Source organism: Bacillus sp. Medicinal_06 (assembly GCF_056711665.1).
In genome coordinates this window covers 61,042-86,024 of the sequence record NZ_JBWYHD010000003.1, presented here as the reverse complement: position 1 = coordinate 86,024, position 24,983 = coordinate 61,042, and the positions used below count along the sequence as shown (strand labels likewise).

The following is a 24,983-nucleotide window of genomic DNA, read 5'->3' as shown; positions in this document are numbered from 1 at the left end:
GTTACATTTTGTGCTTTTTTAAATTCCTCCACCATGTTCACTATAAGCAGGAGCGCCAGTATCAGGTATATATATTTCTAGGTTTTCAAACTATTTTCGTAAATCCATTCATACCTTTGAGTGATGTAACGTTTAAAGAGAAAAGGTATATTATTCTTACATCCAAATGATAAAGGAGTGAATGGCCATGTCGTATAGTGAAATGATTAGAAAAGAAGTGCTGAGCTGGGAGGGTGTTTCTGAAAAGCCACATCGCTTTGGTGGTATTGAATTAAATTATAAAAAGAAAGAGTTAGGTCATCTTCATGGTGACAAATTAGCCGACCTTCCATTTCAAAAATCAAAACGGGATGAATTGGTAAATAAAGGATTAGTGCAACCGCATCATGTATTACCTGAGTCAGGATGGATCAGTTATCATATAAAAAGTGAAGAGGATCTTCCGTTTCTCATTGAACTTTTTCGGATGCAGTATGATAGATTCGTAAAAAATTAGAGAAAAGTTGAAGTTGGGCCTTCATAAAAAAATAACTAGGTATAAAAACCTAGTTATTTTTTATGACAGAGGAATTCTGATTATTTTTTGATTCTAGAGTGTAAGAATAAATATGATACGTAAATACTTGAGATAAAAGAAAAAACATTAGATCTATTACAATCATGTTTGAATTGTATGTAAGAATTCAGTTAATATATGAAAAAATAGTATATTTACCAGGGGGATGAGTTGTTTATGAAAGAAGATATTAAGATTAGAGATGCAAAAATTAGTGATTTATCTAGTATAGTGGATATATACAATTCAACTATTTCAAGTAGAATGGTAACTGCTGATACAGAACCTGTTACTGTTACGAGCAAGGAACAATGGTTTCATGAACATTCACCTTCTTTTAGACCTTTATGGGTAATAGAATCTCAAGGTGAGATATGCGGATGGGTTAGTTTCCAGTCCTTTTACGGTCGACCTGCTTATAATGGAACAACTGAAATAAGTATATACATTCATCCAATGCATAGAGGTAATGGGATAGGTAAATATATTATACAAAAAGTGTTAGATACTTGTCCGAAGCTTAAGATTAAAACATTATTAGTGTTTATATTTGCTCATAATAAAGCTAGTCTTCAGTTATTTTCGTGTTTTGATTTTGAAAAGTGGGCACATTTGCCTAACGTTGCAGAATTAGATGGAATAGAAAGGGATTTAATCATTCTTGGTAAAAGGATTTCATAATATTTTAGTGAACTATTATAAAAGTAGTGTAACAAGTTCAGAAAAAACGAGAAATGATATTGTTAGATAAAAGTGAATAATCTGTAGTCGATTTTAAAATAAACAAGTTAATTAACCTAGCTTGTTTATTTTAGTTTAATATTATGCAATATTTCATGCAAGCGATTGCGTTTTTCGTTTATAATGAAAACGGATACATAAATGTTTTATAAATTTAAAAAGGGAAAAGGAGAAAAGAGATGAAAAAACAATTTCAATATTATTGTAGTGTCATTTTACCTGTCTTGATGTTATTTGTATCTCTATTCATTCCACAAATAAGTTATGCGGCTGTAAATGGAAAGGGAATGAATCCGGATTATAAAGCTTACTTAATGGCACCATTAAAAAAAATTCCGGAAGTAACAAATTGGGAGACATTCGAAAATGATTTAAGATGGGCAAAACAAAATGGTTTTTATGCTATTACCGTTGATTTTTGGTGGGGAGATATGGAAAAAAACGGGGATCAGCAATTTGATTTTTCATACGCACAGCGTTTTGCTCAATCGGTAAGAAATGCAGGTATGAAAATGATACCTATTATTTCTACGCATCAGTGTGGTGGAAATGTTGGAGATGATTGTAATACACCAATTCCTTCATGGGTTTGGAATCAAAAAAATGATGATAGTCTTTACTTTAAATCTGAAACCGGAAGTGTTAATAAAGAAACATTGAATCCACTTGCTTCAGATGTAATTCAAAAGGAATATGGTGAACTATATACAGCATTCGCAGCTGCTATGAAACCTTATAAAGATGTAATTGCAAAGATATATTTATCTGGGGGGCCAGCAGGAGAGCTAAGATATCCTTCTTATACATCTGCTGATGGAAGCGGTTATCCATCACGTGGAAAGTTTCAAGCATATACAGAATTTGCAAAGTCAAAATTCCGTTCCTGGGTATTAAATAAATATGGTTCCTTAAATGAAGTGAACGAAGCGTGGAGTACAAAACTTACTTCTGTTTTAGAAATTTTACCACCAAATGATGGGGAACTGTTTCTAAAGAATGGATATAATTCTTCATATGGAAAAGATTATTTAGAATGGTATCAAGGTGTTTTAGAAAGTCATACAAAATTAATTGGTGAATTGGCACACAATGCTTTTGATCCAAGTTTTCAAGTACCAATCGGCGCAAAGATTGCAGGAGTACATTGGCAATATAATAATCCAGTTATACCTCACGGAGCAGAAAGGCCAGCAGGCTATAATAATTATAGCCATTTACTCGATGCTTTCAAAAGTGCAAAGTTAGATGTAACATTTACTTGTTTAGAAATGACAGACAAAGGCAGTTATCCAGAATATTCAATGCCTAGAACATTAGTACAAGATGTTGCAACATTAGCTAATCAAAAGGGAATTGTACTAAATGGTGAAAATGCTTTAAGTATAGGAAATGAAGCTGAGTATAACAGAGTTGCAGAAATGACCTTTAATTATAATTTCTCTGGATTTACGTTACTTCGTTATCAAGATGTAATGTACAACAATTCATTAATGGGGAGATTTAAGGATTTATTAGGTGTGACCCCTGTTATGCAAACGATTGTAGTGAAAAATGCTCCTACAACAATAGGAGATACTGTTTATATTACTGGAAATCGTGCGGAATTAGGAAGTTGGGACACGAAACAATATCCAATTCAATTATATTATGATTCTCATAATAAGGATTGGCGAGGAAATGTTGTATTGCCAGCTGAAAGAAATATAGAATTTAAAGCATTTATTAAAAGTAAAGATGGAACGGTCAAATCATGGCAAACAATACAACAAAGTTGGAATCCAGTCCCACTGAAGACTACCTCTCACATGAGTTGGTGGTAATTATATTATGTAAACAAAAAGATCCTTTATCAAATAGTAAAGGATCTTTTTGTTTTTTCTTCAAAGATGTCACATTCCTCTTTCTTCATCCGTCTTGTGTGTAGGAACAATAAGGAGGGAATTTATATGAAAAATTTTAATGTCGCAATTATAGGCGGGGGACTTGCTGGATTAACAGCTTCGATTTATTTAGCTAGGGAAGGGAAAAAAGTGGTGGTATTAGAAAAATCAAATCGTTTTGGCGGAAGAGCAATGACTACGAATAAAAACGGCATTCTTATGAATCTTGGGGCACACGCTTTATATCGCGGAGGAGAAGCACTATCCACTTTTGAGGAACTTGGAATCAATATTCCAGGAGGTATACCTTCAACTACGGCGCATGGTATATGGAAAAATGATGTGTATACAGTACCGACAGATTTTCGATCAATTTTATCTACACCATTACTCTCATGGTCTGCTAAAATACAATTTTCTCATTTGATGTTAAAGCTAGGAAAATTAGATTTGAATACAATTCCGAAAATGAGCCTCAGTGTATGGGCAGAACAAGAAATTAAAGACCCCATGGTAAGAAATATGTTTTATGCGTTATGCAGAACAACAACCTACACATATGCTCCCACAATACAGCTAGCATCTTCCGTATTAAAACAAATACAACGATCAATGAAAGAAGGAGTTTTTTATGTAGATGGTGGCTGGGAGACAATTATAACAAAACTAAGAGATGAAGCTATGAATGCTGGAGTCCAATTTATGATTAATAAAAATGTAGTTGAAATTGAACACTGTAATGATGTTCAAAGAATACGCTGTTCTGGTGATGAAATATTTGAAGTCTCTACGATTGTCATTACCATACCACCAAAAGAGGCTTGTAAAATTGTAAAGGGTGCAAAAGAGACTGCGCTGCATATATGGAAAGAACAATCAGTGCCAATTACAGTAGCCTCACTAGATCTTGGTTTAAGAAAATTACCTAATTCATTACATCAATTTGTTTTAGGATTAGACCAACCTGTATTTTTTACGAATCAATCGAGAGCGGCTAAACTAAGCGACGATGGAACTGTAGTTGTGGGATTGATAAAATATCATAATCCTACATTACAGGTTAGTAACTCTTATGAAGATAAAATTATGTTAGAACATATAATGGATTTATTACATCCGAATTGGCAACAGGAATTAGTTGTAAAACAATATTTACCTAAAATAACGGTTGTTTATGATTTTCCTCATATTGGTCGTACTGAAAATCCAGGTCCTATTGTTCCAGAAATGCCAGGGATATATGTTGCAGGAGATTGGGCTGGCCATGATGAATTATTAGCTGATGCTGCGGTTTCTAGCGGTAAACGAGCAGCACTACAAATTCTAGAACAAAGTAAAGTCACAAATTGAAAGAGGGTCATGCGAGTGTGGAAACGGAACAATTGTATCAAGTATATAAACCTTTATTATTTTCTTTAGCCTACCGTATGCTTGGGAGTGTTATGGATGCTGAAGATATTGTTCATGATACATTTCTTTCATTAAGTAGGATAGAAGATTTAGAGTCTGTTGATAATGTAAAAGCTTATTTGTGTAAAATGGTTACAAATCGTTCAATCGATAAATTACGTTCAGCGGTCCATAAACGAAATGTTTATGTTGGTATGTGGTTACCAGAACCAGTTGTTGACGAGAGTGATGACCCCTCAATGACATATATAATGAAGGAGTCTATGTCTACGGCGTATCTTTTATTATTGGAACAGTTATCTGAAGTTGAACGGGCTGTATTTATATTACGAGAAGTTTTTGGTTACGATTATGATGAAATAGCATCAATCGTTGAAAAAAGTAGCATGAATTGTCGTCAAATTTTTCACAGGGCTAGAAAGAGTATAGTAGATAAACCGAAAGCTTCAAAGTTAAGTACAAAGCAGATGGCCACATATGTAGAACAATTCGTTGCTTCGATACAGCGAGGAGACGTGCAGGCAATGCTAGAAATTTTAAAAACAGATGCGATATTGAAGTCAGATGGTGGAGGGAAGGTTACAACGGCTCTTAAACCAATTTACACTTCTGAAAGAATTGTACGTTTATTCTTAGGAATTACTAAGAAGTTGCCAGAAGAACACTCCATCACATTTAAAATGGTAAATGGTGTTCCAGGTATTATTGTCAGTTTAAATAATCGCGATGTGTATGTAATTTCATTTGAATTTAAAGAGGAAAAAATATCATCTATTTATATGATGATGAATCCAGAGAAGCTTATGCATTTAAATCGGAATGTATAGGACGAGAAAGACGCATTTTAAAAGAAATGCGTCTTTCATTTAAAATCATGTGATTTACTTCTCTAACATTTCAAGAGGAACATCTTTTTCACCTAATACCTCGAATTTGATTTCTCCGTCCTCTTCGTAAATACGTTTAATAATCGGTATAGTTATCATTTGCTTTTTATGCTGCTTACGTTTTCTAGCAGCTTCTAAATTAATCACGTTCATGTTTAAAGCATCCTTTCCTATTTACAGTAATAAACAAAAGAAAATGCGTCCCAAAAGGGCGCTTCTTTAATGGAAAATACCGATTAAAAATGATTTTATAATTGCGTTTTGATTGTAAAATAATGTGAATGGAATAATTACACGTAGAAATTAACTTTACCAAAAAACGTAACAATATGCTACAAAAAAATTCAATTCTTTGTCTTATAACAGGAAAAACGGATTCATTTAGCATATAATGAAAGGTAGACAAACATAATCGAGTTTCTCATCAATTTTGATCATTTATTAAATTTGCTTGGAAAGGCGATGAATAAAATGCATCATATAGAATCATTGTTGCTAGAACTTGAAAAATACGGAAAAAACTATGATCGGACAAAAGAAAAGCGAGAAGAAAGATTGAGAAATATTTCTCGAGAAATGGGACAGTTTTTATCCATTTTAGTGAAAGGATGTAGCGCTCAAAGGATATTAGAAATTGGGACATCGAATGGATACTCCACAATATGGCTTGCGAATGCTGTACAAGAAACAAATGGAACCGTTACAACAGTGGAACTGTCTTCAGAACGTGTTGCAGAAGCGCTTGTGAATTTCGAAAAAGCCAATCTTAGGCACCGCATTGATATTCATAACCAGGAAGCTGGTGCATTTTTTGATGCACAAGTTAATCGGTCATTTGACTTTATTTTCTTAGATTCAGAGCGTACGCAATACATGTGGTGGTGGGAAAATATAAAGCGTATATTAGAGCCTAAAGGATTTCTGGTAATTGATAATGCAATTTCACATACAGAAGAGTTAGCGGAATTTATTCAGATGATTGAAGAAGATGAGACATTTGAAACTGTGTTACTAGCTTTTCAAAAAGGAGCGTTTGTAGCAAGAAAAAAATGAAGAGATACAGTCATACTCAAAAAGGAGATTTAATAAAAAATGCGTATACATTCTTATTTCTATGAACAGGCGCAAAAATATCCTGATCGCGTTGCGCTTTCGGAACAACATAACAGATGGACTTATAAAGAATTGGCGGAATGTGTTTCAAATCGCGCATCAGCTCTTATGCAAGACGGAGCGATACCAGGACATATTTTTATTATCAAGTTAGAAAATTGTATGGAATGGATTCAAGATGCACTTGCGGTTTCAAAAATTGGTGGAATTATATTGCCGGTTCATCCAGACGTTACAGAAATTGAATGGCAAACAATTATAAGTAGTACGGAGCCTAATTGGATTATCACATCCAAAGAGACTTTATGTCAAACAATTGAGCCTAATACTATCCCATTTCCTTTTAGACATGTGAGTAGTAAGGATGAGTTATACTTCTTTGGTTATACTTCAGGTTCAACAGGTATACCAAAAGGGTTTGTTAAAAGTCATCAATCATGGACTAGTAGTTTTGAAGGGTGGAGTAAGGCATTTTCACTAACTGAAAGCGAACGTGTGGCAGTTCCGTTACACTTATCTTATTCAGCCCAGCTATATCCGGCACTTCATGCATTAGCTATAGGAGCTGAGATTGTTTTATTATCTAAATTCTCACCGGAGGCATTTTTCAAAGCAAAAGGATCATGTGCTTCTATCACACCGGCTTTAATTGAACCTTTAATTCGCCATGCAAAGCAAAAACGAAGTGTGCAGGAAATGATTCCGAGGTGTATAATTTCAGTTGGGACAAAATTATCGCCTATACAAAGACAAAAATTTGAGGAATGTTTTCCTAAATCATTTCTGTATGAATATTACGGGTCATCAGAAATGGGCTATGCCTCACTGTTAACACCAGAAGATGCAAGAACTGCACCTGAAACAGTAGGGATATCATTCCCAGATGTAGAGATTGCCTTTTTTAATGAGAAAAAAGAACGAGTAGTAACTAATAAAGAAAATTTCGGGAAATTATTTGTTCGATCCGGTCAGGCTTTTGAAGGATATATTGAAAATGAAAAGCAAACAAAAGCTACTTTCATAGAAGATTGGGTAACATCACATGATATTGGTTTCCAAAGAGAAGATGGGAAAATTGTTTTAGTAGGTAGAGACCGAGACATTATAAAAGCTGCTGGAAGCTTTGTGTACGCTGGTGAAATAGAGGATGTATTACTTGGAATCACCGGGGTTACAGAAGCAGTAGTGTTTTCGGAAAAAGATGAGAATCGTGGAGAAATAATACGGGCTGTTGTCGTAAAGGAATGTTTTCGGGAATTAGTCGATATTCAAAAAGAGTGCCGTCAAAAATTAATATCGTATAAGCAACCAAGAAATTGGACTGTACTATCTCATTTACCCAAGAAGCCGAATGGGAAGGTAGATAAAATGAAATTGAGGGCTGAATTGTTAAGCGATAAACTGTGTAACATGTGAAGAATCCGTCTTCAGCACGTAGCCTTCTAGGTCTTAAGTCCGAGGAAAATAATGCGCGAAACAGGTATACTTATGGTAAGAAACAGGGAATGACTGCATAAGCAGGAATTCATTGTTCGGTTATTTTAAATAGGATACTTTAACTGGAAAATACATGGGGTATCAAATATAGTGCAAATAAATTCGCACATATAAATAAAGGAGCGATTTTTTTGACTGAATTAGAGAAAAAAGAACCTGTATCAGTAGTAAAAGATAATGTAGAAGTGGTTGTTGATACAGTTATTAAAGATGACGAACTTATTGAATTGAATAAAGAAGCTGATTTATATGTACAAAAGTTAAATAGTGAACAAAATACAGATCTTTCAAAAGTATTATCACAGCTTGGAGATTTAGGCGATAAGGAACAGCAAGCAGCCGGGCAAACATTATCTGCACTTAAACGTCCTGTAACTGCGATGATGAACGGGAAGAATGAAGAGATTCCAAATACATTGTTAGAATTACGTAAAGTCGTATCAGAACTCGACCCTAATTCATTAAAAGCGTCAGGTATGAAGAAATTTATGTTTAAAGTTTTCAAGAAAAATCCACTTGAAACATATGTTCATAAATATCAATCCATAGATAAACAAATTGAAGAGATTATAAGATCATTACTTATTGGGCGTGACAATCTCCAAGAAGATACAGTCGGTTTAGAAATGTTAAAAGAACAATCACACGATAAAATTCATGCTCTTGATAAACAAGTGTATCTAGGACGAAAGCTTGCTGGGATGCTTGAGGCTGAAAAACAAAATCCAGATCGTCAAAAGGATATTCCATTAATCAATGATGCGTTAGAAAAAATTCTTGTACGTACGCGTAACATGCAACAGGCAAAAAGTGTATTACTACAATCTATCGCATCTGTAGATATCATTAAGAAAAATAATGAAAAGTTAACAGAAGCGATTCGTAACGCGATTACAATGACGCAAAATGTTGTTACTGTTTCAGCTGCGATTCAGCTTGCATTAACAAATCAACGAAAAACGATTGATGCAGTGAATGCAACAAACGAAGCAATTGAATCGATGGTATTAAGTAATTCACAAGCTTTAAAACAAAACACAGAAGAAACGACGCAGCTGCTTGAAAATCCAGCGATCAGCATGGATAAATTGCGTGAATCATTCCAAAATGTATTTGCGGCGATTGAAGCATCTGAGAGATCGTCAGAGCGCATTATTGAATCTAGTAAGAAGTTTGTTATTGAACTTGACACATTTAATGATGAAATGAAGCAGAAGCTCATTCAGCGTCCAAAGAAATAAAAGTGCATTAGAGGAGGTGAAAAAATGGGTTTCTTCGAATTTGTTTTAATGATTGGTGGGATTTTGCTTTTACTAGGATTTACAGCTGTAGTTTTACTTGTTTATTTTGGCAGGAAATTTTACTTGTCATGGGCGAAACCGTATAAACGAGCACATGAATCAATTGAAAAGTTATCCAACAAATCAACGCCGTTTTTACAAGAGTTTACGCAACATCCACTTTTTTATCGTTGGATTCGTACTGAGGGGAAAAAGGAACAAAAAGCATTTAATACCCTTTTCTGTACAGCAAATCAACGTACAAGAGAACAAGTCTTCTCTATGTTACCGAAGGATAAACAAAAGAAAGTACACGCTATGGCAAAAACAACAAAAAAAGTGACGAATGAAGATATTGATGCAGCAGTAATGAAAGTGAAAGATTTTTTAAGACAAGAATCACAACAATCATCCAAGCCAACAGATCTATCGTTTTATAAATTGTATTTTTATGACCGTTATCCAGATGCATTAAATACAATTCAAGCGTATAAACGCTCAATCAATCCGTCACTACAAAAAACAGTTGATGACATTACAGTTTCTGTATTGAATGCTCTTCCATATTACCAAGAACATCGCATGTTTGAACAACAACACAAACTTGAAACGTTCTTAATGAAAGACTTAATCGATATGTTATCATTGGTTGCACAACTTCCGCCTTCACAACGTCCAGAAAAAGAAGAAGAGTTGCAAGTTTACTTACAAAACTTCCAAAAAGAAATGGAAGCAGTAGAACGTGATATTCGAGACTCCATTGATCATGATTTGAATGTGAAGATGAGAGCGGCGAAGGAGAAATTTAGGAATAAGTAAAAGAAAGCCTGTCGGGTACATTACCTAGCAGGCTTTCTTTCGTTTTTATAATCAATTGGTGCAAACTTAAAGCGCTTTTTCCCCAGTCAATTACTAACCGATCTTTTAAATCATCAAATCCTGATAAGGGTGTAAGGTGATAATAAAAATTTTTACCTTTTCCTATTTCGGGTGCCATCCAATCTAGTTTCTTGTCGGATTGAAAATCGGTAACAGCCTGTTTAGAAATAACTTTATATACACCGATAAACTTAGCTTTTGAATCATTGTTACCAAGAAAGCTCACTATGTATGTGCAATTTTTAAAGATATCTTTTTCTTGATGTTGCTGATATAACTCGAATTCTCCTTTTTCATATAATTCAGCTAGATTAATTCGTGAATCCTTATGTCGAACTAGTTTTATATCAGTTCTACTGCAATCTAAACCGTACATTGTTAGAAGTGTTTTTAATGTTAACATATGAAAACTCCTTATTCATTCATAGTGTATATTCTATTATACATGGAAGATAAGGGATATATTGGTATGTTTTTCGTTCCATAAATGATAGAATATAAAATGCTATATCAGAATTTTAAAATAACCGATGAGACAGATGATAAATTTCATATTGAATGTAGTGATGTAAGAATTATATAGAATGGAGTATTTAAAATGAAAAGAATTTTTAAAAGGAGCGGAAAAAAAGAGAATAATCGTTTTGAGAAAACATTAATTATAATGATAATCTTCCTTGTAGAAATAGCAGTTTTTTGTACAATTTTTTATTACACAAGTGAAGAAAATAAAAAGAAAGAGCCTGAAAATATACCAATAAATCATGCAATCAAGATAGAAACAACTGGAACAAACATATCCTTTATCGGGAGAGATATTTTTTATCAATATGTATCGAAGATGACTAATAAAGAAAATGGGGCTGAGAACTGGAAAGGCTCAGTGCAAGTAGTAGATCAAATGTTAATTACTGAAGAAGAAAATCTTTATTCTGTAGCTATTAAATTTAATGTAGACTCCTTACCAGAAAAAAACAAATACTATGCAGAGTGGGATGCAACTGCTCATGATGGGAAAATTATCAACAATCAATGGATTATAAAATTTAACAAAGTAAATCCGTATACTTATACATTTTTAAGTAAAGAGGTGGCATCTGCCAATTTAAAATGGGAGAACGGTCTGAATGATAGTCAAATAGAAAATGTAAAGGTGAAGCAATATGATAAAAATTATGTAATTGAGAATTCTATTTTAAAAGTGACGTATGATGGGAAGAAAACATTTAAAAAGGTTCCTGTTGATATGAACCAGTTTGTGCGTGAGGATGGTCGAATTAATGAAGTGGAATTGCAAGAAGGGAGTTATTATATTACAAAAGAAAAAACTGCTTTTGTACATGGTGGGCATCATACTCCGGTAAAAGTGACGATGTCTGATGATGAAGGAAAGACATGGGAGACTGTAACAGTAGGAAATGATATTGATAGCCGCAGACTTAGTTTTATTGGGTTCACATCACAAAAACATGGTTACATTGTCATAACGGGCGATAGAACAATGAGCTTTGAAACGAATGTTGTATATCAAACAAATGATGGTGGAAAAACGTGGACAAAAATGGGAAGTACGGGAGATCTTATTCAATTTCTTGCGACAGGAGTAAGCTTTGCTACTGATCAAATTGGATTTATTGTGTTTAAGACTACAAATGGAGATCCTAGCGTGTATCGTACTGAAGATGGTGGGAAAACATGGGTGAATCTAGATATTAAATTGCCAAATAAATATCATAGTGTTTTTACATATGTAATACCTCCTATCTTTGAGGGAGCAAGAGGTACATTACTCGTATCGCAAGACGGAAGCGGAATAGACCAAGAAGGAAAAATGGCAAGGTTTAGATCAGAAGATTTTGGCGCTATATGGACATTTGAAAAGGTAGTAAATATTTCTTATGAAAAATAGATTTTAAGGAGAGTATTGTACGGTGTTCATTATTATATTTCTTGTATTACTATGTATTATCCCGTTTGGGAGAGTTTATAAAAGTTTTTTATCAAAACGAGAGATTACCTCAAGTGTATTAAAAATTAAGAAACTAGAATTTATATCTTTTTGTGTAAGCTATTTTACATTCTGGTTAGGCATAATGGGGACACTAAGTGATGTACAAGCAGGACTACCTCTGCACAAATATGCATATAGTGGAGCAATGCAAGATCAATATGCTTCCCTAGCTTCAGATCATATTTTTATTGTCGTCGTTTTATTTATTTTAGGAGGTATTTCCTATTGGAAATTAAGTTTAGATATAGAGAAACTTTCGCCTATTATGTATATTGTTTATAGTTCGTTATTAATCTTACATGTTGTATTTACAGTTGTTTATATAACACATACGGGTATTTCTATTTATGCAGAATTTCTAAAACTTAGATACCTTTCAGTATTGTGTATGCAAGGAAGTGCTATTTCAATTAGTCTTTTATTTATATCTAAATTAAAAGATTCCTTGAGTTATTTTCTTCAGTGTCAGCGAAATAGAGATAATAAACCAAATAACAAATTTATGAAGTTTTTATATCGTATTTCTTTTGGATATGAAAAGATGTCAAGGGTTTGGATGATTAGTTTATTTCCAATTTTATTAATCGTTCAATTTATATTAATACTTTTTGGACAAAGGCCTGATAGTTTTATTCGAGTGTTTTTGGACACGAGTAATTTTAATTATTCAAAAATCGCTGCACCTAGTCCTGAAATACTTTCTGGTGATGGACATTACTTGTGCACAGTTTCAGTGAAAGGGCATAAAAAGATTGTTAAACCAATTAGGGCTGGTATTAGGCACGGAGAAAGAATTACTGTAAATCGGCAGTTATTAATTGCAAATGCTTTTGAAAATATAATTGAGGAACGCGCTCCAAAATGTCATAAGGTTATTCGTGACTTTTACGATAAATATGGTTATCCAATTAGCAAACATATTAACTCAAAGTGGTCAGCCGATTTTATTTATATGATAATGAAGCCACTAGAATGGTTTTTCTTACTCGTATTGTATACAGTAGATAAAAATCCTGAAAATAGAATTCACATTCAGTATAGCGAATTAAGAAAATAGCAATTTGTTTTTTAAAACATATGTAAGATAAAATCCCCCACAAATGGAATGGGGGATTTTAATTATTACTTAGCTTTAATAGTTGCTTTACTTGATGGGGCACTTTCATTATGTAAACGATCTACAGCTGTCACTACATACGTATATGTCTCGCCAGAAACAGCGGTTTTATCTACATAAATTTCCCCAGGTTTTGTTTTTCGTACAGTAGTAAGTAAATTCTCAGGTTTTTCAACATCAACTCCATTCTTTCCGTTTACTCGGTAAATGGCATAATAGACAGAGTCGTTGTTTCTATCATCAATAATGCCTAAAGCGATACCTTCATTTCTTCGAATAGCCCCTTTTAAAGTGGGTTGTTTAGGTGGATTGTGATCTAGCCAAGGCATTGGTGGGATTAATGCAGGGTGTTTATAAATGTCATTTTTTAGTCGGTCTTTTATCCCTAATGGATTTTTATTTATATCTTTTAAACTAAAGTGCATGCTACCTTTTATTTGTGAATTTTGATGATTTAGCGCAATTTGTCTTGGGTATTCTTCAGGGTCTGACCATGCAGGTACTGAGTTATTATTAATTTTATATGCTGCTTGCCCGATATATAGGTGAATAGGTTTGTTTACAGTTTCTTTTACCCACCAATTTAATAATATGTCATATGCTGCAGGTGCAAATCCGATATTCCAATAAATTTGTGGTGTAATATAGTCGATATATCCTTTTTGAATCCATTCTCGTGTGTCAGCATATAGATCATCATAATTTCTTTGTCCAGCAGTTGTATTAGAACCGGTTGGATCGTCAGCTATATTCCGCCATACACCAAATGGACTAATTCCAAATTTGATATACGGTTTTTCTTGTTTAATAGCGGTATTTAAACCACTAACAAGTTGGTTGACATTATCGCGACGCCAGTCTTCAATGTTAGAGAATTTTCCATTATTGTAAGCTTCATAGGTATTCTGGTCTGGAAATTTCTCCCCGACTATCTTATAAGGGTAAAAATAATCATCCATGTGAACGGCATCAATGTCGTAATTTTGTATAACTTCTAATATTCCGTCAGTTATAAAATTTTTCACTTCTGGAATACCAGGATTATAGTATAGTTTTCCTCCATAGGATACAATCCAATCGGGATGTTGTTTTGCGGGATGATTTTCTGCTAGTCGGTTTATATCTGTATGGTTCATCGTAATTCTGTACGGATTAAACCATGCGTGAAATTCAAGGTTTCTTTTATGGGCTTCTGCAACCATAAATGCAAGTGGATCATAGCCAGGGTCTTTACCTTGTACGCCTGTAAGATATTCGGACCAAGGACCATATTGGGAGGGATAAAAAGCGTCGGCGGTTGGCTTAATTTGCACAACAACTGCATTCATACCTACATTTTTTACATCATCTAGTAGTTTGATAAACTCTTGTTTCTGTTTTTCGATAGGTAGACCAGCTTTTGAAGGCCAATCAATATTGAGCACAGATGCGATCCATGCGGCGCGTAATTCATGTTTTTGATACGTAGTGGGTACTTCAGCTTGTGTGGGGCTAGAGGTTATGGACAGGAAGGGAATAATCAAGATGACGCTACAACAACTCATTAATAATCTTCTAAAAATCATCGTACGCCTCCTTACATATTCTATTATCGAGACTACTATATCACGTGAATATAAGATTCACAATTGAGAAAGTAGGATACTGAAACTTTTATTTTATATAAAAAATATTTTTTCTGAAATTTCATTTCATCAGAACTAATTTGTCTACATTCTTCATATGATTTTTAATAACGTGAAACTTCCTTTCAGTGGTGGTTTGACAGTCCTTGAAAAAGGATGGAAATTACTTAAAGCATATAGGAGGATTATGAAATGAAAGTTCTGTTTGTATGTTCTGGAGGAATGTCTAGTTCAATTGTTGTAAACGCTTTAAAAAAAGAAGCCGAGAGGAAAGGAATCAGTATGGACGTGCATGCAATTGGTACGAGTGAAGTGGAAGGAGAGGTGAAAAATGGCTGGGACGTTGTAATGGTTGCTCCGCAAGTAAGACATAGATTTGATGCAGTGAAAAAAATAGCAGATGAGCAGTCTGTTCCTTGTGGTGTGATTCCACCGCAGGCTTATACACCACTTGGTGGTCCGACGTTATTAAAAACAGTGCAAGAACTTATTCATTAGGAGGGAGAGTAGTATGAATAAGTTTATCTCGTTTCTTGAGAATAACTTATCTAGCCCAATGGCGAGGCTTTCTGAACAAAGGCATTTACAAGCAATTCGTGATGGTGTAATTTCAGCATTACCGTTTATTATTGTAGGAAGTTTCTTTCTAATAGTAGCGTTTCCGCCTCTTCCAAAGGATAGTTTTATTTCACTATGGGCAGCCAAGCATCAGACGAGTATTTTAATACCGTATCGGTTAACGATGTTTATTATGTCGCTTTATATCGCTTTTGGTATTGGATATAATTTAGCGAAAAGTTACAAATTAGATGCATTATCAGGAGCGCAGCTTGCAGTTTGTTCCTTGCTCCTGACATTGACACCTGAATTAATCGATAAGAAAGGGTTTATGCTCCCAATGACAAACCTTGGGGGACATGGGTTATTTGTTACAATGATTGTTTCCATTTTATCGGTTGAGATTTTAAGATTCTGTAAGACGAAAAATGTGATGATTAAGATGCCAGAGCAAGTACCACCGTCTGTATCTCGTTCTTTTGAAGCACTTATACCTGCTGCTTTTGTTATTATTATTATGAGTATTATTACTGTTGTTTTTAGCATTGATTTACACCATTTAGTTGATAAGCTAGCTGCACCATTAGTAAAAGCTGGTGATAGTTATTTTGGAGTTATTCTACCTGTGTTTCTAATTACATTCTTCTGGTCATTTGGTATACATGGTGTTTCTGTTGTTGGGACAGTTGCCCGTCCTTTATGGGAAGTTTATCTTGGTAAAAACTCTGCTGCAGTTGCAGATGGAGCAAGTGGTATACCATTTATTGCACCGGAACCATTATATCAATGGTTTATATGGATTGGCGGTTCCGGAGCTACGTTAGGGCTTGTATTAGCCATGATTGTCTTCGGTAGATCAAAATATTCTAAAGCGCTATCAAGAACGTGTATTGTACCTGGGATTTTTAATATTAATGAGCCAGTTATATTTGGACTTCCGATTGTATTAAACCCGATCTTAATTATTCCTTTTATTATTACGCCGCTTGTGACTGCAACCATTGCTTATATCGCAACTGCAATGGGACTTGTAACTGCGACTTATATTATGCCGCCGTGGACATTGCCAGCTCCAATTGGTGCATATTTAGCGACGGGTGGGGACTGGAGAGCTGTTGTATTAGTCTTCATTAATATAGCAATCTCATTCCTTATTTATCTGCCATTCTTTAAAATGTACGATAAAAATATGATTGAAATCGAAAAAAGCGGTGATGACGAACAAGATTCTGTGAATGTGTAAGAATGAGAAATGTGAAGAAATCATACAGACATGTATTTGAGTGATAGGCAACGAGTCTATCACTTCTTTCATGATTAAAGGTGAAACGAATTCATTTTATCAATAGAAGAAGGTGAAATGAAATGGGGATAAAATTCAGCTATAAAGGTGTGTTTTTGCTACTATTTGTAGTGATCTGTTCAAACCTTCTGTTTACGCCTCTATTAAGAATGTTAGATGTATCACAAATGTATAGTATATGGATTGTGACGAGTATTTCGGCAAGTATAATGCTAACAATTGTTATATCTTTTATAGATGGTACGTATTCATCAAAAGTACAAATAATTGTTAGATTTGTATCTTTTCTAGTTGGTTGTACGTTTCTTACCTATATGATTGTCTTTTAAAGAAATGAAGGAGTGATACTATGTATATTGTTGGCTTAATGTCTGGTACTTCTTTAGATGGCATAGATGCTGCCCTTGTCCATATTGAGGGAGATGGTAAGGATACAAAAGTGGAACTCATTCATTTTATTACAGCACCGTTTTCAAGAGAAATAAAAAGTGAAATTAAGCAAGCACTGTCCATAGAAACTTCTAATGTAAAACTTATATGTAGTTTAAATTTTAAACTCGGACAATGTTTTGCCGATGCAGTGAAAATAGTTTGTAAACAATCTAATTTTCCAATAGAACAATTAGAATTAATTGGCTCACATGGTCAAACAGTTTATCATCATCCTGTTCAAGAGGGGAAGATGGTTCCATCAACACTACAAATCGGAGAACCTGCAGTTATAGCCTATGAAACAGGAACAACAGTCATTTCAAATTTTCGAACGATGGATATGGCGGTTGGTGGTCAAGGAGCTCCGCTTGTTCCATATTCAGAACTCATTTTATATAGAGACCAAAATAAAAATCGAGTACTCCAAAATATTGGCGGGATAGGGAATGTAACCGTCATTCCAAGCCGAGTAGCTAAACAAGAAGCGATTGCCTTTGATACGGGGCCAGGAAATATGGTGATAGATGAAGTGTGTCAGCTATTATTTCAGCAGTCTTTTGATAAAAATGGGGACATAGCAAAACAGGGAAATGTGATAAATGAAATGCTTTCCTATTGTATGAAACATCCGTTTTTAGAAATTTCACCACCCAAATCAACAGGAAGAGAACAGTTTGGAAAAGAGTTTACAGATGAATTGTTAAAACGATTTAATGGGCACAGTAAGGAGGACATTATAGCTACTGTAACAATGTTTACAGCAAGCTCGATTGTTTATCATTATCAACGATTTATTTTTCCTTATTATCATATCGATGAAGTTATTCTTGGCGGAGGTGGAAGTTATAACAAAACACTTGTAGAAATGATAAAAGAAAGTTTGAAAGAGGAATCTTGTAAGGTATTGAGACAAGAAGAACTTGGATATTCATCGGAAGCAAAAGAAGCAATAGCTTTTGCTGTGTTAGCAAATGAAACATATCATCGTAATCCAAGTAATGTACCAAGTGCTACAGGGGCAAGACATTCTGTCGTTTTAGGTAATGTAACATTCCCTCCAATTGTGAGGTAAGAAAAAGAGGGTGGAAAGATGAAGTATATGATCGGTGTAGACGGTGGCGGGACAAAAACAGAAGCGATTGCATTTGATCAGAATGGTAGAGAAATAGCAAAAAGTATGAACCGTTTCGGAAATGTTTTACTAGATTATGAGAAAGCTGTATCGCATATTATGGAGGCAATTAATCAATGTCAACAAAGCTTATCTAAAGAGAACTGCGTTTGTATTTGTTTAGGGCTGGCAGGTGTGAAAAGTATAGATATGAATGTGTTAAAAGAGCGTTTAAAAACGAAATATCAAACAAATATTGAAATTTATGATGATGCAGTAATTGCGCATGCGGCTTTATTAGGAGGAAACGATGGTATTTTAACAATAGCAGGAACAGGTGCTATCTGCTTAGGGAAAAAAGGAGAAAAATATAAGTATAGCGGAGGATGGGGCCATATATTAGGAGATGAAGGAAGTGGGTATTGGATTGCTTTGCAAGCGTTAAAAAAGATGACAATCCAGTACGATAAAGGTGCTCAATTTTGCAATCTTAGCACAGCAATACAAAATGAAGTTCCTATCCATACACCATTTGATATAAAACAACTTGTATATTCCTCACAGAAAGATCAGGTTGCTGCGATTGCTCCTCTTGTAATAGAAGAAGCAAGGAAAGGTAATGATGATGCGCTCAAAATTATATTAAAAGCTAGTGAAGAATTAGCCAAAATTACAGTTGATGTGTATAAAAAAATGTCATTTGAAGTACCAATTTCAATTGCGGTGAAAGGTGGAATTTTATGCTCTGCACCAGAAATATATGCTGAATTCAAGAGGTGTTGCAAAAAGTATATGAATGAAATAAATTTTATTCAAAATGAAATCTCATCAGCAAAAGGAGCTTATTTTTTAGCTGCAAAAAAATGTACGTTATTTTAAACATAGTTTTCAATATAGCAGTCTCGTTTTAAAAATGAATATTTGGTATTATTTACAAAGGTAGGTGTTATATGGATTTCGGGATTAAAATATGGATTTTTTTATTTAGAATGTTATTTCCGATTTTCTTGCTTGTCGTATGTATAAATATTATAGCCAGTATAGGAACCGATAAGGTTCCATTGCATAAACCGCAAGTTATAATACTTGTAAGTTTGTTTATAGCTTGGTCAATAGGATATATTTTACAATATATTAAATCTGTACGTCTTATTGCATGGAAATTGATAGGGATTACAACGGTAGCAAGTTTCATATTTTATTGTATCGCTTACTTCTATGCCACTTATGCTTGAAGATTGTATTGAAAATAGTAAATAGAAAGCGAATGATTATATGATTCATATCAACCAGTTTCTGTATGTAATAGGTGCTTATATGGTTGGAAATGTATTAACAGCATATATGATTATAAAATGGAAATATAGGATAGATATTCGAGAAGCTGGTAGTGGGAACCCTGGTGCACGGAATATGGGGCGTTTATATGGAAAAGAATATTTTATTGCTACATTTTTGGGAGATGCGCTAAAAGGGGCAATTGTTGTTTATATAGCGAGAATCTTATTTGGGGAGTCTATATTTCCATTACTCTCGTTACTAGCAGTTATTGTAGGTCATATATATCCAATTTCCTTTAAATATAAAGGTGGAAAGGGAATTTCGACATTTATTGGCGGACTGCTTGTGTTCAACTATTTAATAGTGCTTACTCTGATGTTTGTATTTATTTTGTTTTATTTCATTTTTAAGAGTTTCACAAAGGCTGGTTTAATTACAATCGCTTGCTTACCACTTTGTATGATTGCATACTCCTATTCTATGGTAGCAATTGTATTAAGTGTTTGCATGATTCTATTGATTTTGTACGCACATAGAAAATAAAGGAGAGTAAAACATGGGGTTAATGTATAAAATTGCTAATCAAACTTGGGAGTTTGAAAGTATTCATAAATTAAATTATAAAACATTTGTAGAAGAAATTCCGCAGCATGAACAAACAGAAGAGCGCAAACGTATAGATTTGTTTCATGAAGAAAATACGTATTTAATATGTTTAGATGGTCGAAGATTAGTAGGAATGGTTGCGGTAAGGGGGACACGGCCATTCTCCTTAGATAATAAAATACTTCATTTAGATAAGTGGTTACCAGAACGTGGTGATCGTGTATATGAAATCCGTTTATTAGCTGTAGAGCAAGAATATCGAAGCGGAAGAGCTTTACTCGGATTGATTCGATTTTTACATCGCTATTTGCTTCTAAATGGGTATGATCTAGCGCTCATTTCAGCAACAACACGTGAACTTGCACTTTATGAACAAATAGGTTTTCGTCCTTTTTATACATTAGTTGGGACAGAGCAAGCAGCATTCCAGCCGATGTATATCACCCCAAAAATGTTTGAACAATCTAGTATTATAAATGTAGTAAAAAAAGAATATACATTTTTACCAGGACCTGTCGATATTAGTGAAAATGTCCAGCAAGCATTTGCTTCTAATCCAATTTCGCATCGTTCCAATCAATTTAAAGCTGCGATGGAAAATGTGAAAAAACGACTATTGCAAATGACAAAAGCCAAGCATGTGCAAATCATGCTTGGGACAGGTACATTAGCAAATGATTCCATTGTTTTACAGCTGAAGTTATTAAAGGGGCATGGATTAATTTTAACAAATGGTGAGTTCGGGAATCGTTTAATCAAGCAGGCAAATCGAGTAAACTTATCATTTGATACATATGAACGAGAAATGGGAAAACCATTTATATACAATGAAATAGAGGAGTTAGTGAAACATCAAGAGTATGAATGGATATGGTTTGTTCATCATGAAACGTCCACCGGCATGTTAAATGATTTAGAAGCGTTAATTGGAATTAGTAAAAGGTACGGCATTAAATTATGTGTAGATTGTATTAGTTCTATTGGAGCAATCCAATTCTCTCTAGAAGATGTGTATTTTGCCAGCGGAGTTAGCGGAAAAGCGATTGGAGCATACACGGGATTATCTTTTGTATTTTACAATCATATTGTGAATGCAAATGAAACGTTACCTACCTACATGGACATCGGGATGTACGCGGAAAACGGGAGTGTACCGTATTCACAATCTTGGAATTTAATATATGCATTACAAGAAGCGCTAAAGAAATTTGAAGATGAAGCCGAGTATAAGAAGATATATCAAACATATGCTTTTCTTGAAGAAGCTGTTACCAATATGGGATTACAACTTGTATCTCCAAAAGAGCATGCGTCATCTATCATTCTTACAATTGCATTAGATAAAGAACTTTCTTCTAAGGAAATAGGCGATTCATTAGCCTTACAAGGATTTATTATTCATTATAAATCATCCTATTTACAACAAAATAACTGGATTCAAATTGCTTGCTTAAATCAGTATAAAGAACGTGAAATGAAAAGGATGCTTGATTGCTTACGAATGTATGTAGAACAACTTCATGTATAGTTAACAGAGAAGACGGTTATGAAAACCGTCTTTCTTATTTTTTGCACTATGCATGTGCCGTCCCAAATAAGGATTCCATTTTCACTTTTCCCTTTTTTCGAATTTCTGCATTTGTATGTACCATGATATATTTATGTGCCCAAGCAATTGCAATAACGTCATCTAACAAGCCGATTCCAATAATAGCTGCTAAATCTGGGATGAAATCGATTGACCATACATAATAGGACAGCGCAGCTAATATAATTATCTTGGCTTTAGCAGGCAATCCGGTCTTTTTTAAGGTGTAATATAAAATAATGCTCTCATACACACCGGACTTACCTAACTTGGTTGCACCTTTTTTTAGTTTTTTCCATAGTTTCTGCTTCTCCATACAATCACTCCTTATTTGATTTTTTCGTTCATATTGTAAATGTATAGTTAACATTATGTAAAAACACGTGAAAATATAGATTTTTTAAAAGGATAGACAAATAATCGACAAAATAACCCTTTTTATCGTTTTTTCTTAATGTTCATTTTCATAAGAATAAAAAAAAGATAGGAGGAGAAAACATGTGGCTTTTGTTTGATGTAATAGCAGATATTATCTTGTTTTATCCGAGGACTGACGCGAAGTTAAAACATTATATTGCGAGGCTAAGTGAACAAGAATGGTTTCGAGATGTATATGAAGATACTAGGTATACAGGGCTCATTTGGAATAATCGAAAAATCAAGAAGCTTATTTTGGCGCCTGCTAATATGAAATTGCTAACAACATCAAAAGAGAAACAGGAAGAACTAATCCAGTTGATTCATAGCGAGTACGAAAAAAGGAGATAAGAATTATCTTATTTTTCATATTTAGTGAAACAAATGGTACAATGAGAGCTTAATGTGAAAAATAAGGAAAAGAAGTGATCTGTTTGAAAAACTTTTTAGAATTAGGAATTAGTGAAACGTTTAATCATACACTACGTGAAAATGGGATTGCTGAAGCAACGCCAATTCAAGAGCAAGCAATTCCTGTTGTTATGGCTGGAAAAGATATAATTGGACAAGCAAAAACTGGTACAGGTAAGACACTTGCATTCGTCTTGCCAATTTTAGAAAAAATTGATCCTGAATCAAGTGAGGTACAAGCTTTAATTGTTGCGCCGACTAGAGAATTAGCACTGCAAATTACAACTGAAATTGAAAAGATGCTTGTTCATAAAGAAGATATCAATGTTCTTGCGATATATGGTGGTCAAGATGTTGCACAGCAAATGAGAAAGTTAAAAGGAAATACACATATTGTTGTAGCAACACCAGGACGTTTATTAGACCATTTACGCCGTGAGACGATTGTATTATCCAATGTTTCTATGCTTGTGTTAGATGAAGCAGATCAAATGCTTCATTTCGGCTTTTTATACGATATAGAGGACATCTTAGAAGAAACACCGGAGAGTAAACAAACGATGTTGTTTTCAGCGACGATGCCAAAAGATATTAAAAAGCTCGCAAAGCGTTATATGAAAGAACCTGAAATGATTCGAATTCAAAGTGAAGAAGTAACGGTGAATAACATTAAGCAACGTGTGATTGAAACGACAGACCGTGCAAAGCAAGATGCACTGCGCTATGTAATGGATCGTGATCAACCGTTTTTAGCAGTTATTTTTTGCCGTACAAAGCGGAGAGCAAGTAAGTTATATGATGATTTGAAAGGGTACGGCTATAATTGTGATGAACTACATGGTGATTTATCTCAAGGAAAACGCGAACGAGTGATGAAGAGCTTCCGTGATGCAAAAATTCAATATTTAATCGCAACAGATGTAGCAGCTCGTGGATTGGATGTAGAAGGTGTAACGCATGTATTTAACTATGACATTCCAGAAGATGTAGAGAGTTATATTCATCGAATTGGACGAACTGGACGTGCTGGTGGATCAGGTCTTGCGATTACATTTGTTGCACCGAAAGATGAAATGTATTTAAAAGAGATTGAAAAGGGCATTGGTACAACACTACAAAGACAAGTGATCGAACAACCTGTTAAACAAAAAAATGAAGCGAATGAAAAAAAACAAAAGAAGCCAATGAAAAAAACAACGAAAACAGGCCAATATCGATCAAAAGATAACCAAGGGAGATCGAAGAATACAAAGCAACAATCATTGCATAAACCAAGTAAAAAGAAAAATAGTACAAAGCAAGGGCAACAAAGACGAGGTCGTTAATATAGAGTAAGTGTTAAGTATAAAAGTCGTTTTCTTTTAAAGAAGGAAACGACTTTTTTATTTTGTGTTTAGAAGGTGTATAGATGCAAAAAGTCTTTTTTCGATTAATAAAGTGAAAGGATAATTTAATTGGGGTGTTGTATAGAATAGGTAATAGCTTGCGAAAGGAACAGGATTAAATTAAACTTGCATGAAACTTTTTTACAGGATACACATATATTTATATTAGACCGACAGCCGGTCTAGGGGAAAGGAGTTCTTTATGAGGACCGTCAAAGAATATGAGGAACGAAGAAATGAAATATTAGATACAGCCGAGATTTTGTTTACTTCTAAAGGGTATATGAAAACAACTGTAAATGATATTTTACGAGAAATCGGTATTGCAAAAGGAACATTTTATCATTACTTCAAGTCAAAGGAGGAAGTGATGGACGCTATTATCATGAGGATTGTAACTGCGGATGTAGCGGCAGCAAAAAAGATTGCTTCAAATCCCAAGATTCCAGTAGTTGATAAATTGTTTCAAATTTTAATGGTGCAAGCACCAAAAGCTAGTGGGAATAAAGAAAAAATGATTGAGCAATTCCACAAGCCAAATAATGCAGAAATGCATCAAAAAAGTTTAGTGCAAGCTATTTTGCATTTAACACCTGTTTTAACAGAGGTAATTGAGCAAGGGATTGATGAGAAGATTTTTGTGACTGCGTACCCAAGGGAAACAATAGAATTTTTAATTACTTCTGCACAAGTTATATTTGATGAAGGATTGTTTCAATGGCAGCCTCATGAAGTAATGCAAAGAGCAAAGGCTTTTATCAATATGATGGAAACGACTCTTGGTGCTCGAAAAGGAACTTTTAATTATATGCTAGACATTCTGAACAGACAGTCTTAGCATAATTTTTTTGAAATTTATTAGACCGACTGTCGGTCTAATATTCTGCTGAAAGGT

Annotated in this window: 25 protein-coding genes; 21 read left to right on the top strand and 4 right to left on the bottom strand. The window is 34.2% G+C overall.

Annotated elements, in window-relative coordinates; genetic code table 11:
* Positions 1-187 precede the first annotated feature (187 nt).
* The 5 genes from AC1M36_RS07540 to AC1M36_RS07520 all read left to right on the top strand — a co-directional run bounded on the left by AC1M36_RS07540 (position 188) and on the right by AC1M36_RS07520 (position 5,414).
* Positions 188-496, top strand: coding sequence for a luciferase domain-containing protein (locus tag AC1M36_RS07540; protein WP_241817078.1), 309 nt, complete (start codon positions 188-190; stop codon positions 494-496).
* A gap of 237 nt (positions 497-733) precedes the next feature.
* Positions 734-1,237, top strand: a complete 504-nt coding sequence (locus tag AC1M36_RS07535) for an N-acetyltransferase family protein (RefSeq protein ID WP_479845705.1) — start codon at positions 734-736, stop codon at positions 1,235-1,237.
* A 239-nt stretch (positions 1,238-1,476) separates the two neighbouring features.
* Positions 1,477-3,117 (top strand): family 14 glycosylhydrolase, encoded by a 1,641-nt coding sequence (locus AC1M36_RS07530; RefSeq protein ID WP_336453882.1) that lies wholly within the window; start codon positions 1,477-1,479, stop codon positions 3,115-3,117.
* A 126-nt stretch (positions 3,118-3,243) separates the two neighbouring features.
* Positions 3,244-4,527 carry a phytoene desaturase family protein gene (locus AC1M36_RS07525; RefSeq protein WP_479845704.1) on the top strand — a complete coding sequence of 428 codons (1,284 nt, stop codon included), beginning with the start codon at positions 3,244-3,246 and terminating at the stop codon, positions 4,525-4,527.
* Between the two features lie 17 nt (positions 4,528-4,544).
* Entirely contained in the window at positions 4,545-5,414 is an 870-nt protein-coding gene (locus AC1M36_RS07520; RefSeq protein WP_479845703.1) for a sigma-70 family RNA polymerase sigma factor, read from the top strand.
* 54 nt (positions 5,415-5,468) lie between these two features.
* On the opposite strand, the gene AC1M36_RS07515 is transcribed toward AC1M36_RS07520, so the two are convergent.
* Positions 5,469-5,627: a hypothetical protein gene (locus AC1M36_RS07515; protein ID WP_098492135.1), complete on the bottom strand. Its 159-nt coding sequence runs from the start codon at positions 5,625-5,627 to the stop codon at positions 5,469-5,471.
* Positions 5,628-5,945: 318 nt separating this feature from the next.
* Between AC1M36_RS07515 and AC1M36_RS07510 the strand changes: the two genes are divergently transcribed.
* The 4 genes from AC1M36_RS07510 to AC1M36_RS07495 all read left to right on the top strand — a co-directional run bounded on the left by AC1M36_RS07510 (position 5,946) and on the right by AC1M36_RS07495 (position 10,183).
* Positions 5,946-6,527 carry an O-methyltransferase gene (locus AC1M36_RS07510; RefSeq protein ID WP_420792375.1) on the top strand — a complete coding sequence of 194 codons (582 nt, stop codon included), beginning with the start codon at positions 5,946-5,948 and terminating at the stop codon, positions 6,525-6,527.
* A 39-nt stretch (positions 6,528-6,566) separates the two neighbouring features.
* Positions 6,567-8,003, top strand: a complete 1,437-nt coding sequence (locus tag AC1M36_RS07505) for a class I adenylate-forming enzyme family protein (RefSeq protein ID WP_479845702.1) — start codon at positions 6,567-6,569, stop codon at positions 8,001-8,003.
* Between the two features lie 212 nt (positions 8,004-8,215).
* Positions 8,216-9,325, top strand: a complete 1,110-nt coding sequence (locus AC1M36_RS07500) for a toxic anion resistance protein (RefSeq protein WP_336453887.1) — start codon at positions 8,216-8,218, stop codon at positions 9,323-9,325.
* 24 nt (positions 9,326-9,349) lie between these two features.
* Positions 9,350-10,183, top strand: coding sequence for a DUF3974 domain-containing protein (locus AC1M36_RS07495; RefSeq protein ID WP_336453888.1), 834 nt, complete (start codon positions 9,350-9,352; stop codon positions 10,181-10,183).
* Here AC1M36_RS07495 and AC1M36_RS07490 read toward each other — a convergent pair.
* Positions 10,170-10,646, bottom strand: coding sequence for a hypothetical protein (locus tag AC1M36_RS07490; RefSeq protein ID WP_336453889.1), 477 nt, complete (start codon positions 10,644-10,646; stop codon positions 10,170-10,172). The genes AC1M36_RS07495 and AC1M36_RS07490 overlap by 14 nt on opposite strands.
* A 195-nt stretch (positions 10,647-10,841) precedes the next feature.
* On the opposite strand from AC1M36_RS07490, the gene AC1M36_RS07485 reads away from it, so the two are divergent.
* Positions 10,842-12,152: a WD40/YVTN/BNR-like repeat-containing protein gene (locus AC1M36_RS07485; protein ID WP_479845701.1), complete on the top strand. Its 1,311-nt coding sequence runs from the start codon at positions 10,842-10,844 to the stop codon at positions 12,150-12,152.
* A 22-nt stretch (positions 12,153-12,174) separates the two neighbouring features.
* Entirely contained in the window at positions 12,175-13,311 is a 1,137-nt protein-coding gene (locus AC1M36_RS07480) for a DUF6688 domain-containing protein (protein WP_479845700.1), read from the top strand.
* Positions 13,312-13,376: 65 nt separating this feature from the next.
* Here the strand turns inward: AC1M36_RS07480 and AC1M36_RS07475 are convergent, their stop codons facing one another.
* A complete protein-coding gene (locus AC1M36_RS07475; protein ID WP_336453892.1) occupies positions 13,377-14,936 on the bottom strand; it encodes a glycoside hydrolase family 10-like protein in 1,560 nt (519 codons plus the stop codon).
* Positions 14,937-15,188: 252 nt separating this feature from the next.
* Here AC1M36_RS07475 and AC1M36_RS07470 point away from each other — a divergent pair, with 252 nt between their 5' ends.
* The 7 genes from AC1M36_RS07470 (at position 15,189) to AC1M36_RS07440 (ending at position 21,815) form a co-directional block, all read left to right on the top strand.
* Positions 15,189-15,494 (top strand): PTS sugar transporter subunit IIB, encoded by a 306-nt coding sequence (locus tag AC1M36_RS07470; RefSeq protein WP_336453893.1) that lies wholly within the window; start codon positions 15,189-15,191, stop codon positions 15,492-15,494.
* Between the two features lie 13 nt (positions 15,495-15,507).
* Entirely contained in the window at positions 15,508-16,797 is a 1,290-nt protein-coding gene (locus tag AC1M36_RS07465; protein WP_336453894.1) for a PTS sugar transporter subunit IIC, read from the top strand.
* Between the two features lie 122 nt (positions 16,798-16,919).
* Positions 16,920-17,186: a hypothetical protein gene (locus tag AC1M36_RS07460; RefSeq protein WP_336453895.1), complete on the top strand. Its 267-nt coding sequence runs from the start codon at positions 16,920-16,922 to the stop codon at positions 17,184-17,186.
* 20 nt (positions 17,187-17,206) lie between these two features.
* The gene (gene anmK / locus AC1M36_RS07455) at positions 17,207-18,361 is read left to right on the top strand and encodes an anhydro-N-acetylmuramic acid kinase AnmK (protein WP_336453896.1); all 1,155 of its coding nucleotides are present in this window, start codon (positions 17,207-17,209) and stop codon (positions 18,359-18,361) included.
* 18 nt (positions 18,362-18,379) lie between these two features.
* The gene (locus AC1M36_RS07450; RefSeq protein WP_479845699.1) at positions 18,380-19,279 is read left to right on the top strand and encodes a BadF/BadG/BcrA/BcrD ATPase family protein; all 900 of its coding nucleotides are present in this window, start codon (positions 18,380-18,382) and stop codon (positions 19,277-19,279) included.
* Between the two features lie 396 nt (positions 19,280-19,675).
* Positions 19,676-20,224, top strand: a complete 549-nt coding sequence (gene plsY, locus AC1M36_RS07445; RefSeq protein ID WP_336453898.1) for a glycerol-3-phosphate 1-O-acyltransferase PlsY — start codon at positions 19,676-19,678, stop codon at positions 20,222-20,224.
* 13 nt (positions 20,225-20,237) lie between these two features.
* Complete coding sequence (locus AC1M36_RS07440; protein ID WP_336453899.1) at positions 20,238-21,815, top strand: aminotransferase class V-fold PLP-dependent enzyme; 1,578 nt, start codon at positions 20,238-20,240, stop codon at positions 21,813-21,815.
* A 46-nt stretch (positions 21,816-21,861) separates the two neighbouring features.
* Here the strand turns inward: AC1M36_RS07440 and AC1M36_RS07435 are convergent, their stop codons facing one another.
* On the bottom strand, positions 21,862-22,191 hold the full coding sequence (locus AC1M36_RS07435) for a YkvA family protein (protein ID WP_336453900.1): 330 nt from the start codon (positions 22,189-22,191) through the stop codon (positions 21,862-21,864).
* Positions 22,192-22,373: 182 nt separating this feature from the next.
* Here AC1M36_RS07435 and AC1M36_RS07430 point away from each other — a divergent pair, with 182 nt between their 5' ends.
* The 3 genes from AC1M36_RS07430 (at position 22,374) to AC1M36_RS07420 (ending at position 24,926) form a co-directional block, all read left to right on the top strand.
* Positions 22,374-22,643: a hypothetical protein gene (locus AC1M36_RS07430; protein WP_336453901.1), complete on the top strand. Its 270-nt coding sequence runs from the start codon at positions 22,374-22,376 to the stop codon at positions 22,641-22,643.
* Positions 22,644-22,717: 74 nt separating this feature from the next.
* Positions 22,718-24,028, top strand: coding sequence for a DEAD/DEAH box helicase (locus tag AC1M36_RS07425; RefSeq protein WP_479845698.1), 1,311 nt, complete (start codon positions 22,718-22,720; stop codon positions 24,026-24,028).
* 262 nt (positions 24,029-24,290) lie between these two features.
* Positions 24,291-24,926, top strand: a complete 636-nt coding sequence (locus AC1M36_RS07420) for a TetR/AcrR family transcriptional regulator (RefSeq protein WP_479845697.1) — start codon at positions 24,291-24,293, stop codon at positions 24,924-24,926.
* The last annotated feature ends 57 nt before the right edge of the window (positions 24,927-24,983 follow it).